Raw genomic sequence first — 12,862 nt, forward strand, 5'->3', positions numbered from 1 at the left:
GTCGTTCGTACGAAGCGCCTACGCGCTCGTCTGGCGGTTCTTCGGAAGCGGCATCGCTTCGACCACGAGGTCGATGACCTGCCGCACCTGGAGCCCCAGCCCGTGAAGCTCGTTCAGGTCTTCGATCTGCAGCCGACAGTTCTCGCACGGGCACGCGAGCACCGAAGCGCCGCTCGCACGGAGCTGCTCGACCTTCTTCGTCCCGCTCTTCAGACGGACATCGCGCATCTCTTCGATCGCGACGATGCCGCCGCCTCCGCCGCAACACCACTGCTCGGCGCGGTTCGGCACGAGGTCGACGAAGTCGTCGGTGAGCGCTTTGACGACGTTGCGGGGCTGCTCGAAGATGCCGCCGTTGCGCGCGATCTGGCACGGGTCGTGGTAGGTGACCCGTCCTTCGATGCGCCCCTTCTCGACGGTGATGCGGCCTTCTTTGATGAAGCGGTCGACGACCTCCAGGATGTGGCTCACCTTGAACGGGAGCTTCTCCTGCGCCCAGGCCTCGTAGAAGATGTCAGCGACGCGGTACGCGTGACCGCACTCGGGCACCACGACCTCTCTGACGCCGAGCCGCTTCGCCTCCTCCATGAACCGTCTGGCGATGAGCTTCGCCTTCTCGGCGTCTCCGAAGAAGTAGCCGTAGTTCGAGGCCTCGAACAGCGAGATCGTCCAGTCGACGCCGGCCTCGTGGAAGATGACGGCCGCCGGACGGATGGAGTGCGCGCCCGTGAGCGCCACGTACAAGATCTCTGCCCCGTGCTTGTCCACCGGGATGACGGCCTCAGGGTCGCCGGTGATCTCGCGCACCTCGGCCTCGACGTCCTTGAAGCCAGAGACGAGCACATCACGGAACATCTCCGCATTCTCGCCCTTGAAGATCGCCGCGTCCGCGAGCTGGCCGAGCATCTCTTGTCCGCGTCCCGCCGCGATGAGTATCGCCTTGCCCACGGCGACGACCCACTGGGTGTCGATCGAGAACGGGCAGTAGTACATGCAACGACGGCATCCCGTGCACGCGTAGCAGGACTCGTAGAGCTCGTCGAGGAGGTTCTCGTCGGGGTCGCGCGCTTCGTAGAGCGCGGGCACGAACCTTCCGGCGGCGTCGAAGTACTTCTTGTAGACCTGCCGGACGAGCTCGGCGCGCCGGGCAGGCAGGTACTTCATGTCCCCGGTCCCCACGTACTGGTGGCACGCGTCCTTGCAGATCGCGCAGCGAGCACAGATGTCGAGGTACTGCTTCAGCTGCCGGGTCATCTTCTTGTCGATGACGCCGGTGATGGTCTCTATCGTCTGCGCGTCCACGCTACTCACTCCTCGTCAGGTTCGTCGAGAACGCCCCGATCGCATGGACGAGCTTGCTGAACGGGAAGTACATCAAGAACAGGTCCGTGAACAGCATGTGCGTCCCGAGCGACCAGCCGACGTTGCTTGCGAGGATCTTCTCGGGGATCTGCGGCCGGAAGCGAAGGAGGCTTACGAACCACTCGCGGTAGGTGTCGGCGTGGATGGTGCCGCCGTAGATGAAACGCATGTGGTCGCCCATGACCACCACGCCCAGCAGAAGCGCGAGCAAGAGGTAGTCCTCGGGAACCGACAGGTTCTTGTACGGGCCGAACGTCCGGCGCGCGATCCAGTAGATGACCCCGACGAGCATGAGCGACCCAGCGATGGACCCGGACCACGCCGCGAACGAGTTCATGCCCTCCTCGCCGAGGATCTCCGGCAGCACCGGGAACTCAGCGAGCAGGCGGCCGTGACCGATGAATGCGCCGAGCGCGGCCACGTGGAACGCCATGGCGAAGATCCACATCGCGGGTTCGATGCGGGCCGAATGCGGCGCAAGGAAGGTGTCCTTGAGCATCTTGGCCACGCGCCCGCCCGTGGTGGCAGGCTTCGGGAACATCCCCAGCGGGACGGGCGAGCGCGGCGTGGTCGCCCACTGGTAGACGCGCACGCCCATCCCCGCGAAGAACACGACGGCGGTCAGGTACACGCCCCACACCGCCGTGATGGCGAGGTAGGTCTCCATCCGGCTACTTCACCCGCTTGACGAGGAACACGAACTCGTTGCCCTGCTTCTCGGCCGCGAGCACCTCGTTGCCCGTGGACTTCGCCCACGCGGGGATGTCCGCCATAGAGCCCGGATCGGTCGCCACCGCGCGGATCACGCCGCCGACGGGCACGTTGCCGATGTTCTGGCTGACCTTCACCATCGGCAGCGGGCAGAGCAGGCCCTTCAAGTCGAGTTCCAGGTCCACTTTGATCTCCTCTGACATCGCTGTTCCTTTCTCTCAGGCCGCGCCCGGCATCGCGCGGCGCTCCACGCGGCATCTGTGCCGCACCTGGCCTCCTAGATGAACAGGGTGATGTCGGCGTCTTGCGCCTTGAGCAAGAAGAAGCCGACGCCCACGGGCTCCTTGACGCCGTCGATGAACGCGTCTTGCGGGATCTCCATGACGTCCATCGACATCTGGCATCCGTACATGTTCACGCCGAGCTGAACGGCCATGTCGCGAAGCTCGGCGAGCTTGGCGACGTTGTGGTTGCCCATCATCTTGTTGAACATCCAGCGGCCGAGCCCTGCGAAGGAGAACTTCGAGGGGTTCGCCTTCGAGATGTCGCCACCGTACATCGCCCCGAGCATCTTCCCGAACAGGGTCTTGCCCGTCCGGACGTCCTTCTTGATGGCGCGCAGGCCCCAGAAGGTGAAGAACATCGTCACGTCCATGCCCATGGCGGCCGCGCCGTTGGCGATGATGAACGCTCCGAAGAGCTTGTCCATGTCGCCGCTCATCACCACCATCGCAAGGCTCTTCTGCTTCTCTGTCTCGTCTGGCATCGCGTACCTCCTCCGTATCAGCCGTCATTCTCGTTCGAAGAGCCGCTCCACGGCTCCACGGTCTTAGTCTGCGATTCGAGCGTCTCTCGCATGACTTCGGTGATGAGGTCGAACGCCTGGACGATCTTCGGGTTCGACACGCGGTACAGCACGCGGGACCCCTCGCGGCGCGCTACGACGACGCCTTTGGTGCGCATGGTGGCGAGGTGTTGCGACACGGTCGGCTGAGGGATGCCTGTGCGCTCCACGATCTCAGAGACCGATACCTCTCCGTCGCGAAGCGCGCTCAGGATCGCCTGGCGCTTTGCGTTCGCGAGGGTCTTGCACAGGTCCGAGTGGAGGCAGAAGAACTCCTGGTCGTTCATCGTCCCGCCTTCGAATGAGAACATGCGAATACACGAATGTCTCTATGCGTGCATCTTAAGGCGGCCTAATCATCATGTCAACATCTTTCACAAGCGAGCCTCGCTGCGTCGCTTGTGCGTCGTGGCTTCTTAAGCCGCCGCTTGCGTGTTACGATTCTTCCGGCGTGCTCCGCGTCGGTGCGGTGCGCGGCGCTGGCTCAAGGTGCACGTTTCCGATCCGGGAGGGAACCGTGGCCCTCGAGGGCAACCTCAAGGACTTCTCGCTTGCCGACATGTTCCGCCTGCTGGGTGCGGGCAGGAAGACGGGCACGCTCTACCTTGAGAGGTCCGACGCGCAAGGGAAGGTGTGCTTCAAGAAGGGCCGCGTCTTCTTCGCGTCGTCGAACTGGCATCGCGAGTCGCTCGGTCGCCGGCTGGTCAAGGCGGGCGTCATCTCGGAGAAGCAGCTGAGGCAGGCGCTCGGCCTGCAGAAGATCCAGAAGAAGGAGAAGGCCGATCGCAGGCTCGGCCAGATCCTCGTCGATGAGGGCTACCTGGACGCGAAGGTCTTGGAAAGCTTCATCCAAGACCAGATCAACGACACGCTGTTCGACCTGTTTCGGTGGGAAGAAGGGCAGCTCCGCTTCGAACCCGATGAGACGTGCGACGAAGAGGACATCGGCATATCGGTGTCGGTCGAGAACATCATCATGGAGGCGTCGCGGCGTCTGGAGCTGTGGAGCAAGATCCGCGAGAAGATCCCGAGCATGGACACGGAGTTCGTCATGGCCTCCGCGCCCGGCGACAAGTCCATGGAGATCCACCTGAAGCCGAAAGAGTGGATGCTCCTGTGCTACATGCACGGTGGCCGATCGGTTCGTGAGCTCGTCCAGCTCACCGGGTACGACGATTTCGAGGTTGCGAAGATCCTGTACGGCATGTACGCGGCCGGCCTCATCGAGCGCGTGGACGAACAGACCAGCGCCGCGGATGCGTAGGAGCAGGCGCTCATGAGCGAGTGGTCCGGCTCGAAAGACCTCACCTACGAGGAGTTCGTGCGATTCAGGGACTTCATCCACGCCGTCTCTGGCATCTACATGGAGGACCTGAAGCAAGACTCGCTCCGCATCTCGTTGGTGACGCGGGCGACCCGCTTGGGGCTGTCGAGCTTCGACGAATACTTCTCGGTCCTGGAGCGCGACGAGCACGAGCTCAACGAGCTGCTCAACCTCGTCACCATCAACGAGACGAGCTTCTTCCGGTTTCCCCAGCAGTTCGAAGCGCTCCGCACGCGGGTGCTGCCCGAGATCATGGCGAACAAGCCCGACACGAACAAGACGATCAGGGTCTGGTCGGCCGGCTGTTCCACCGGCGAGGAGCCCTACTCCATCGCCATGACGCTCATCGACGCGGGCATCATCTCGCTGGGGTGGCGCGTCCAGATCCTTGGAACTGATGTCTCCACGAGGGCGCTCAGCGTTGCGAAGAAGGGCGAGTACCCGAAGCGGTCGCTCCTGAACGTTCCGAGCGAGGTCATCGCTCGGCACTTCGAGCCCGTTCCGAACGGGTATGCGGTCGCTCCGCACGTGCGCTCGCTCGTCGACTTCGGCTACCACAACCTCATCAAGGAGCCGTATCCCCTGGCGCTCATGGGCAACTGGGACATCATCTTCTGCCGGAACGTGACCATCTACTTCAAGCTGGAGTCCACGAAGCGCGTGGTGGCGAACTTCTACAACAGCCTGAACGAGGGTGGATACCTGTTCATCGGGCACTCTGAGACCCTGTCGCAGATCAACGACCAGTTCGAGGCGGTCGAGATCGGCGGCGTGTTCTTGTACCGGAAGCCGAAAGCGCGTCGCGGCGTCGGGCTCTCGTCGAGGCGGCCGTCCGCGCCTGCCGCGCCGCCCGTGGAGCCGGTGGTGCCGAAACCGGAACGGCCGCAGCGAGCAGCGGAACGGCGAACCGAGCACGCGGCGTCCCGGCGGACGCAGGGGACGACGAAGCGCCCGAGCGGATCGGAGGCGCGCCGTCCTGCGAGGAGCGCATCGACCTCGCCAGGCTCGAACACCGATGCGGTCGCGGCGGCCCGGCGCGCGTTGGAGGAGGGCCGGATCGCGGAGGCCCTCGAGCTTGCGCACCGAGCGGTCGGCGAGGACGCGAACAACGCGGAAGCGCACCTCATCGCCGCGCACGTGCACGCGGACGCCGGAGACTACGACGCGGCGCTCGAGTCCTGCCATCGCGCGCTTGCGATCAACCCGCTGCTTCCGTCTGCGCGCTACATCCTCGGGATCATCTACCAGCGGCAAGGCGACGCGGTCCGGGCGATCAGCGAGTTCAAGAAGACGGTGTACATCGACGACACGTTCGCGCTTGCCCACCTCAACCTCGCCAACATATACAAGAGCCAGCGGAAGTGGGACATGGCCGCGAAGGAGTACGAGAACGCGCTGAAGGCCCTGTACAAGAACCCGGAAGGAGCGTGGACGGAGTTCTTGGGCGGGTTCAAGCTCGATTTGCTCGCGAAGACGTGCGAGCGCAGTCTGCTAGAGTGTCGGAAGGCCATGGGCGTCGCATAGCGCCCACGCTGTAGAGCGGCCGCGTTCTCGCCGATAACAGGCGCAAGCGGCAGGCACGGAGGGAGATGCTGATGGCGGCACGGATACTGGCGGTGGACGACAGCCCGACCATCCTCGAGATGATCAAGGCGATCCTCGAGTCGGGCGGGTACGAGGTCATCACCGCGTCCGACGGCAACGAGGCGCTCGAGAAGGCGCGCGGCGAGCACCCAGACCTCATCCTGCTCGACGTCATGCTGCCGAAGCTCGACGGCTACCGCGTGTGCCGTCTGCTCAAGTTCGACCAGAACTACAAGGACATCCCCATCATCATGCTGACCGCCAAGACGGAAGAGCAGGCGATGGCGACGGGCATCCGCACCGGTGCGGACCAGTACCTCACCAAGCCCGTGGAGCCCGACACCTTGCTCGCAGCTGTCGCCGAGGAGCTGGGCAAGGCGAAGGGTCAGTGACGGCGATGATCGATCCGGCGAGCATCGCGGGCCGCGTGCTGGACAGCCTGGCTTCAGCGGGGCTGCTCACCGTGGAGCAGATCGCGGCGTTGGACCAAACGGCGCAGTCACGCGGCGAGACCATCGCCACGGTGCTGCGCGAGAGCGGGTTCGTGCGGTCATCGGACATCGCCTCGGTGCTCGAGCACGAGATGGGCGTTCCGCGCGTGGACCTCTCCAGCTACGCGCCTGAAGAGTCAGCTTTGCGCATGGTGCCTGCCTCTGTGGCGGTTTCGCGCCGCATCCTGCCGCTGTTCGAGATCGAGGGTATGCTCACCGTTGCGATCGGCGAGCCGTTCGACGTGTTCTTGCTGGACGACCTCGCACGCGAGCTGGGGGTCGAGGTCGAGCCCGTGCTCGCGGAGCCGGACGCGATCGTGGCCGCGTTGCAGCAGCACTACGGCAGCGCGCAGCACGCTCCGGAGCCTGTCTCGGCGCCGGCGAGCGAGACGCCGCCGCCCGCTCCTGTCGCGGAGCAGCCTGCGGTGGCCGCGTCGGACTTTTTCGAGGAAGAGGCCGGCCCTGTCGCGCCGGTCGTCGCCGCTGCTCCAGCGGCCGAGCCAGCGGCGAAAGCCGAGCTGAGCGGCGAGGCGATCGAGCGGATGGCAGAAGGCCCGGCTGCCGAGTCGTCCATCGATCTGGACGTCCTAGCGGTGGCCGACGCGCGCAAGGTCGCCGTGCTCGTTACGCAGATCTTCGAGCTTGCCGTCGCCCAGAAGGCATCGCAGATCCATCTGCTGCCATACAAAGACGACTTCTTCTTGGTGTTGCGCGTCGCCGGCGCTCTGGAGAAGGTCGCAAGCGCTCCGTTATCGCTGCAAGGCGCGCTCGCCGAGGGCTTCCGGGCGTTCGTCAAGGCCCCGCCAGGGCCGGTGTCAGGTCCCTCGCTCGCGCGGTCCGCCGTGCGCATCGGGGAGCACGACCTCGCAGTGACGCTCTCCTCGGTGCCCACCGTCGCCGGGCAACGCCTCGTGGTGTCCCTCGAGCCGCGCCGGCGCGAGCCCAAAGGGCTGGACGCGCTCGGCATGACAGACGCCGAGGTGCGCGCGCTGCACGCGATGGTGGAGCGCGGGCGCGGCATGCTGCTCGTGTGCGCCCCCGTTGCGTCCGGTGCGAGCTCCACGTACTACGCGCTTCTCGCCCACGCGGCATCGGCCGGCAAGACCGTCTACTCCGTCGAGCACGCCGTGGCGTACGAGATCCCTGCCGTCGCGCAGGTCATGGTGGACGCGTCGTCGCCGGTGCCCGCTGCGAACTACTTCGCGGCAGGGCTCAGGCAGGACACGGACGTGGTCGCCATCGACGGTATACGCTCGGTCGAAGACGTTCACCTCGCCGTCGAGGCCGCGGGCATGGGCAAGCTGGTCGTGGCGACCTTCCCGGCCGCCGACATCGCTTCGGGCGTCCGGCGGTTGCTCGACCTCGGAGTCGAGCCGCACAGCCTGGCGCAGGCGCTCACGCTCGGCGTGGGGCAGCGGCTCGTCCGGCTGAACTGCCCCAACTGCACCCAGGAAGTGCCGAGCCAGGCGCTCGCCCTGCTGCCCGGCGGCACGCCGGAGATCGTGAACAAGGCCGGTCTCGGGTGTCCGAACTGCAACAAGACGGGATTCCGTGGCGCGGTGGGCATCTTCGAGGTCTTGCCGTTCACGGAGCCGCTCCGCGCACGGGTCGCGGCGTCGGCCTCGGCCGACGAGCTCGCTGATGCGGCAGCAGCAGCGGGGATGCGTTCGCTGGCGGAATCAGGGCTGGCCCGCGTGCGTGCGGGCCAGGTGAGCGCAGACGAGCTCGCGCGCGTCTTGCGGATCTAGCGGAGGTCGTGCGAGGTGCCTCGGAAGAAGAAGACGGCAGAAGACGTGAAGCCCCGCGACGAAGCAGGCGCCGTGCCGGATGTTCGCGCGACCGCGGAAGGCGGTCACGGCGACGCGTGCGAAGTCCCGTGGGCCCGGCTCGGTGCAGCGGTCGGGCGCGTCGTCGTGTTCTCGCTCGACGGTCAGCGCTACGCGCTGCCGATCGAGGACGTCCAGGAGATCCAGCAGGTGGTCGAGTTCGCGCCGGTTCCTGACGCGCATCCGGCGTTGCTGGGGATGGTGGACGTGCGCGGCATCGTGACGCCGGCGGTGGACATGGGCGTGCTGCTTGGGCTCGGGAGGCGCGAGATCCGTCTCGAGACCCCCATGATCCTGTTCTTGAGCAGGAAGCGCCTGATCGCAGCGGTCGTCGACGAGGTCGACGACGTGTTCGAGGTGCCGCCGATGTCGCTGCAGGCGCCGTCCGACCTGTACTCGCTCAAGGACACGATGATCGGTGTGTGCAAGATCGGTGACGAGCTGGTCATCGTGCTCGACCCCGACCGGCTCGTGCCGAGCGGCATCTCGCACGACGGAGAAGGAAGGCCGTAGCGATGGAGCGTCTGGACGAGCGGGCCGGCGTGGACGAGCAGGTGCGGAGGATACTTCGCGAGCGTGCGGAGTCGTTGGCGCAAGCGGAGTCCGAAGAGCATGCGGTAGAGACCCGAGGACTCCTCCTGTTCCGGCTCGGCGAGGAGACCTACGCGGTGGGCGTCGAAAGCGTCCGGGAGATCGTCAACGGCTTTTCTGTGACGCGCATCCCCTGCGTTCCTGCTCACGTGCTGGGCGTCATCAACGTGCGCGGCGAGATCGTGTCGGTGATCGACCTCGCTGCCGTGCTGAACGTGGGCTCCTCAGCAGGGCGCTCGCGCGAAGAAGAGGAGGGAAGCGGCATCATCGTCCGCTCCGAAGACGTGACGGCGATGCTGGTCGTCGACGAGATCGGCGACATCATCGACGTCCCCATGGCATCGGTGGAGCCACCGCTCTCAGCGCTCGACCGCGCGCACGCGGAGATGGTGTCAGGGACCGTGTACCAGAACGGACAGCTCGTCGCGATCGTCAACCTTGCTCGCATCCTGCAGCCGATCGGCGAGGCGGCATAGGCCCCCAGCGAAACAGGAGGACCGCATGTTCAAGAACCTCGTAGAGAAGGTGCGCACGACCTTCCTGCTCAAGTACTCGCTCGTCAACTTCGCGCTAATCGCCGTCGTGAACACGGTGCAGCTCGTCGTCGCGTGGCTCGTGTTCAAAGACGTTCTTGCGCGAAGCGAGAACCTCGTCACGCAGGCAGCGATCGTGGTGGGCACGTTCTTGATCATGCTCGTCGTGTTCATCTACGTCTACATCCAGATCGGCAAGCGCTTCATGGCGCCGCTCGGCCTGGTGGCATCGAGCGTGAAGGCCGCCTGCGAGGGCGAGATCGGGCACAAGGTCGACGTCGATTCGCCTGACGAGTTCGGGGTGCTCGCCCGCTCGTACAACCAGATGCTCGACCTCATCATGTACCTCGTGACGCAGACGCAAGAGTCGTCCAGCCGGCTTGCCGGTGCGGCGGCCGAGATCATGTCTGCGACAGAGCAGCAGGCGTCCGGGGCAGCGGAACAGGCGGCGTCGATCGCTCAGACGACGGCGACCATGGAAGAGCTCGCAGCGACCTACCGGCAGATCGCGGAGAACGCGGACCAGGTGGTGCACCTCGCCGAAGCGTCGCTCGGGAGCGCGGAGTCGGGGCAGCAGGCGGTCGCCAACACCCTTCAGGCGATGGAGCAGATCAAGGTGCGGGCGCAGGCGTCGGCGAACAAGATCATGCAGCTCGGCGAGCGGAGCCAGCACATCGGCCAGGTGCTCACCATCATCAACAACATCGCGGACCAGACGAAGATCCTCGCGCTGAATGCGGCCATCGAGGCGGCGCGGGCAGGAGAAGCGGGCAAGGGGTTCTCGGTGGTCGCAGTGGAGATCCGCAAGCTGGCGATGTCGGTGGTCGATTCCACCCGCGAGATCGAGACGATCATGACCGAGATCCAAAGCGCGGCGAACGACCTGGTCATCTCCACCGAGCAGGAGCTCAAGCAGGTGAGCCAGGGCGTGGACTTGGCGCAGGTCACGGGCGACAGCTTCGAGCAGATCCTGCACGCCATCGAGCAGACTGCGGTCGCGGCCAAGGAGATCTCCGCTGCCACCCAGCAGCAGCGAAGCGCCACCGACCAGGTGGTCAAGGCGATGCGCGAGGTCGCTGCCGTCGCTCAGCAGACCGCTGCAGGAAGCAAGCAAGTGGCCGCAGCAGCCGAGCAGCTCTCGCAGATCGCGCGGGAGTCGAGCCAGGTCGGCGCGGCATTCCGGCTGGTGCGATAGCGCGAGAGGCTGCGTAGGGAAGGGCTGCGACGATGGTCGACTTCGACCGCTCGGCATTCATACACAAGTTCCAGGAGGAGGCCGCCGAGTACCTCCAACGGCTCAACGAGGGCGTGATCACGCTCGAGGGCGACCCGAAGAACCGGGAGCTCATCGACCAGATGCTCAGGGACGCCCACACGCTCAAGGGGTCGTCGAGGATGGTCGGCCTGCTCGAGATATCCGACATCGCGCACCGGCTCGAAGACATCATGGTGAAGGTCCGCGACGGCGAGATGGCGTACGACCCGAGCATGTCGGACGCGTTCTTCGAGGCGCTCGACGCCATCGTCTTTCTGAAGGACAACGCCGGCAAGGACATCGCAGGCCAGCTGGACGTACCGGCCCTGCTGGACCGCCTTGCCGCGGTCGCGGGCGGCTCGCACGAAGAGGAGCCGCCTGGCGATGCGACCGCTGTACCATCTCCCGAGGCGCACGCCGAACCTCAGCCGACGAACCCGGCTCCCGGATCGCCGGCGACCACGGCCCCCGAGCCGCCGCCGGCCGCGGCAGCCGAGGAGCCGCAGCCGGCGCCTGCTGCGCCCGCAGAGCGCGCTGCGGGAACCGACCAGCAGCACGTCGAAGAGAAGCTTCAGGCGCGCGTCCAGCAGACGGTCCGCATCCGCACCGAGCAGGTCGACCGGCTCTTGAACCTCGTGAGCGAGGTCGTCATCTCTCAGATCAAGGCGGAGCAGCACGCGCGCGACCTTCGCGGGGCGCAGGCGCTTGCGACGGACCTGTACCAGGCGTGGCGCCGGGTGAGCGCGGCGATCGCGTTCGAGCAGCAGTCCGGTCTCGCCGCAGTCTCCGACGACCTCGCGATCATCGACGAGATGGTAGGCGAGCTCAGGACGCGCATGACGCAGATGCTCAAGGAGTACTCCGAGGAGGTCTCTCGCGCGTCGACAGTCGTCGGGGATCTCCAAGAGCACAGCATGGCCATCCGCATGCTGCCGGTCTCGACCGTCTTCAACGCGTTCCCGCGGGCGGTGCGGGACCTGGCTCGCCAGTTCAAGAAGGAAGTCGACCTCATCATCGAGGGCGGCGACACCGAGCTCGACAAGAAGGTGCTCGAAGAGATCAACGACCCGCTCATCCACATCATGCGAAACGCCGTGGACCACGGCATCGAGCCTTTGCAGCGGCGCCGTGAGCTCGGCAAGCCCGAGAAGGGCACCATCAGGCTCGCGGCGCGCCAGGAGGGCGACCACATCGTCATCGAGATCTCCGACGACGGCGCCGGCATCGACCCGGCCGCGGTGAAGGCCGCTGCGGTCCGCAAGGGCTATATCACCGAGAGCGAAGCGAAGTCCATGTCCGACCGAGAGGCCACCTACCTCATCTTCGAGGCCGGCTTCTCCACGAGTCCGATCATCACCGAGATCTCGGGCCGGGGTGTCGGCATGGACGTGGTCCGGGAGTTCATCGTCGACAAGCTCAAGGGCTCGCTGGACGTCGAGAGCAGGCCAGGAGAAGGGACGACGTTCCGGCTCACCATCCCGCTCACGCTCGCCATCATCCGCGCGCTGCTGGTGCGCGTAAGCGGCCAGCTGTTCGCGATACCGACGGCATCGATCGAAGAGACGCTGCGTATCGATCCGGCCGAGGTTATCAAGGCGGAGGGCCGGGAAGTCATCCGGCGGCAGCGCCGCACGATCCCGCTCGTGCACCTGCGCGACGTGCTCGGCCTCCCGGTCGACGAGGACACAGAGCCGGGGAAGCTGCCGGTCGTGACGATCGGTTTCTCGGGCCACCGGATGGGCTTCCTGGTGGACGCGTTCGTCGGCGAGCAGCAGATCGTGATCAAGACCCTCGGCTCGCATCTCAAGCACGTCGACAACGTGGCGGGCGTGACGATCCTCGGTGCAGGCGAGGTCGTGCCCATCCTGAACGTGCCCGACTTGATGGCGAATGCGCGGCGCATGACCGGCAGGTCGAGCGGCCGGACGCACGTCAAGCCCGAGAAGGAGCAAGGGCCGCGCACGGTGCTCATCTGCGAGGACTCGTTCACCACTCGCGAACTGGAGCGCTCGATCTTCGAAGCGGCCGGCTACGTCGTACAGACTGCGACAGACGGCGCGGCGGGCCTTACGAAGCTGCGCGAAGGGCTGAAGGTGGACGCCGTCGTCACCGACGTGCAGATGCCGAACATGACCGGGTTCGAGCTCACGCGGGCGATAAAGAGCGACGACGCCCTCAAGGAGATCCCGGTCATCATCGTCACCTCGCTGGAGCGCGAGGAGGAGAAGGCCGAGGGCATCGAGGCGGGCGCAGACGCCTACATCACCAAGTCGGTGTTCAACCAAGACACGCTGCTCGACACCGTCGAGCGTCTCATCCGGTAGCCGGGACAGGGGGAGGG

General features: G+C 65.8%; 13 protein-coding genes. 8 read left to right on the forward strand and 5 right to left on the reverse strand.

Features of this window, described 5'->3' with window-relative positions; genetic code table 11:
• Positions 1–18: 18 nt before the first annotated feature.
• The 5 genes from MX659_RS03890 to MX659_RS03910 form a co-directional block, all read right to left on the reverse strand.
• On the reverse strand, positions 19–1,302 hold the full coding sequence (locus tag MX659_RS03890) for a (Fe-S)-binding protein (RefSeq protein WP_267192154.1): 1,284 nt from the start codon (positions 1,300–1,302) through the stop codon (positions 19–21).
• A gap of 1 nt (position 1,303) precedes the next feature.
• Positions 1,304–2,029 carry a respiratory nitrate reductase subunit gamma gene (locus tag MX659_RS03895; RefSeq protein WP_267192155.1) on the reverse strand — a complete coding sequence of 242 codons (726 nt, stop codon included), beginning with the start codon at positions 2,027–2,029 and terminating at the stop codon, positions 1,304–1,306.
• Positions 2,030–2,033: 4 nt separating this feature from the next.
• Positions 2,034–2,276: a sulfurtransferase TusA family protein gene (locus MX659_RS03900; RefSeq protein ID WP_267192156.1), complete on the reverse strand. Its 243-nt coding sequence runs from the start codon at positions 2,274–2,276 to the stop codon at positions 2,034–2,036.
• 74 nt (positions 2,277–2,350) lie between these two features.
• On the reverse strand, positions 2,351–2,839 hold the full coding sequence (locus MX659_RS03905) for a DsrE/DsrF/DrsH-like family protein (protein WP_267192157.1): 489 nt from the start codon (positions 2,837–2,839) through the stop codon (positions 2,351–2,353).
• Positions 2,840–2,856: 17 nt separating this feature from the next.
• A complete protein-coding gene (locus MX659_RS03910) occupies positions 2,857–3,204 on the reverse strand; it encodes an ArsR/SmtB family transcription factor (protein ID WP_267192158.1) in 348 nt (115 codons plus the stop codon).
• A gap of 230 nt (positions 3,205–3,434) precedes the next feature.
• Here MX659_RS03910 and MX659_RS03915 point away from each other — a divergent pair, with 230 nt between their 5' ends.
• The 8 genes from MX659_RS03915 (at position 3,435) to MX659_RS03950 (ending at position 12,845) form a co-directional block, all read left to right on the forward strand.
• Positions 3,435–4,181: a DUF4388 domain-containing protein gene (locus MX659_RS03915; protein WP_267192159.1), complete on the forward strand. Its 747-nt coding sequence runs from the start codon at positions 3,435–3,437 to the stop codon at positions 4,179–4,181.
• 12 nt (positions 4,182–4,193) lie between these two features.
• On the forward strand, positions 4,194–5,765 hold the full coding sequence (locus MX659_RS03920; protein ID WP_267192160.1) for a CheR family methyltransferase: 1,572 nt from the start codon (positions 4,194–4,196) through the stop codon (positions 5,763–5,765).
• A gap of 71 nt (positions 5,766–5,836) precedes the next feature.
• Positions 5,837–6,217, forward strand: a complete 381-nt coding sequence (locus tag MX659_RS03925) for a response regulator transcription factor (protein ID WP_267192161.1) — start codon at positions 5,837–5,839, stop codon at positions 6,215–6,217.
• Positions 6,218–6,222: 5 nt separating this feature from the next.
• Positions 6,223–8,064, forward strand: a complete 1,842-nt coding sequence (locus MX659_RS03930) for a GspE/PulE family protein (protein ID WP_267192504.1) — start codon at positions 6,223–6,225, stop codon at positions 8,062–8,064.
• 15 nt (positions 8,065–8,079) lie between these two features.
• The gene (locus MX659_RS03935; protein ID WP_267192162.1) at positions 8,080–8,655 is read left to right on the forward strand and encodes a chemotaxis protein CheW; all 576 of its coding nucleotides are present in this window, start codon (positions 8,080–8,082) and stop codon (positions 8,653–8,655) included.
• 2 nt (positions 8,656–8,657) lie between these two features.
• Entirely contained in the window at positions 8,658–9,209 is a 552-nt protein-coding gene (locus MX659_RS03940; protein ID WP_267192163.1) for a chemotaxis protein CheW, read from the forward strand.
• A 25-nt stretch (positions 9,210–9,234) separates the two neighbouring features.
• Positions 9,235–10,461: a methyl-accepting chemotaxis protein gene (locus MX659_RS03945; protein ID WP_267192164.1), complete on the forward strand. Its 1,227-nt coding sequence runs from the start codon at positions 9,235–9,237 to the stop codon at positions 10,459–10,461.
• A gap of 32 nt (positions 10,462–10,493) precedes the next feature.
• On the forward strand, positions 10,494–12,845 hold the full coding sequence (locus MX659_RS03950; RefSeq protein ID WP_267192165.1) for a hybrid sensor histidine kinase/response regulator: 2,352 nt from the start codon (positions 10,494–10,496) through the stop codon (positions 12,843–12,845).
• The last annotated feature ends 17 nt before the right edge of the window (positions 12,846–12,862 follow it).

The organism is Parvivirga hydrogeniphila (assembly GCF_023371205.1).
Lineage (GTDB): Bacteria > Actinomycetota > Coriobacteriia > Anaerosomatales > Anaerosomataceae > Parvivirga > Parvivirga hydrogeniphila.

What these genes read in the sequence shown, in the direction of transcription:
- MX659_RS03950 (WP_267192165.1), top strand. Translation starts at nt 10,494, where the DNA reads ATGGTCGACTTCGACCGCTCGGCATTCATACACAAGTTCCAGGAGGAG.
- MX659_RS03905 (WP_267192157.1), bottom strand. Translation starts at nt 2,839, where the DNA reads ATGCCAGACGAGACAGAGAAGCAGAAGAGCCTTGCGATGGTGGTGATG.
- MX659_RS03910 (WP_267192158.1), bottom strand. Translation starts at nt 3,204, where the DNA reads ATGAACGACCAGGAGTTCTTCTGCCTCCACTCGGACCTGTGCAAGACC.
- MX659_RS03895 (WP_267192155.1), bottom strand. Translation starts at nt 2,029, where the DNA reads ATGGAGACCTACCTCGCCATCACGGCGGTGTGGGGCGTGTACCTGACC.
- MX659_RS03925 (WP_267192161.1), top strand. Translation starts at nt 5,837, where the DNA reads ATGGCGGCACGGATACTGGCGGTGGACGACAGCCCGACCATCCTCGAG.
- MX659_RS03940 (WP_267192163.1), top strand. Translation starts at nt 8,658, where the DNA reads ATGGAGCGTCTGGACGAGCGGGCCGGCGTGGACGAGCAGGTGCGGAGG.
- MX659_RS03900 (WP_267192156.1), bottom strand. Translation starts at nt 2,276, where the DNA reads ATGTCAGAGGAGATCAAAGTGGACCTGGAACTCGACTTGAAGGGCCTG.
- MX659_RS03920 (WP_267192160.1), top strand. Translation starts at nt 4,194, where the DNA reads ATGAGCGAGTGGTCCGGCTCGAAAGACCTCACCTACGAGGAGTTCGTG.
- MX659_RS03945 (WP_267192164.1), top strand. Translation starts at nt 9,235, where the DNA reads ATGTTCAAGAACCTCGTAGAGAAGGTGCGCACGACCTTCCTGCTCAAG.
- MX659_RS03930 (WP_267192504.1), top strand. Translation starts at nt 6,223, where the DNA reads ATGATCGATCCGGCGAGCATCGCGGGCCGCGTGCTGGACAGCCTGGCT.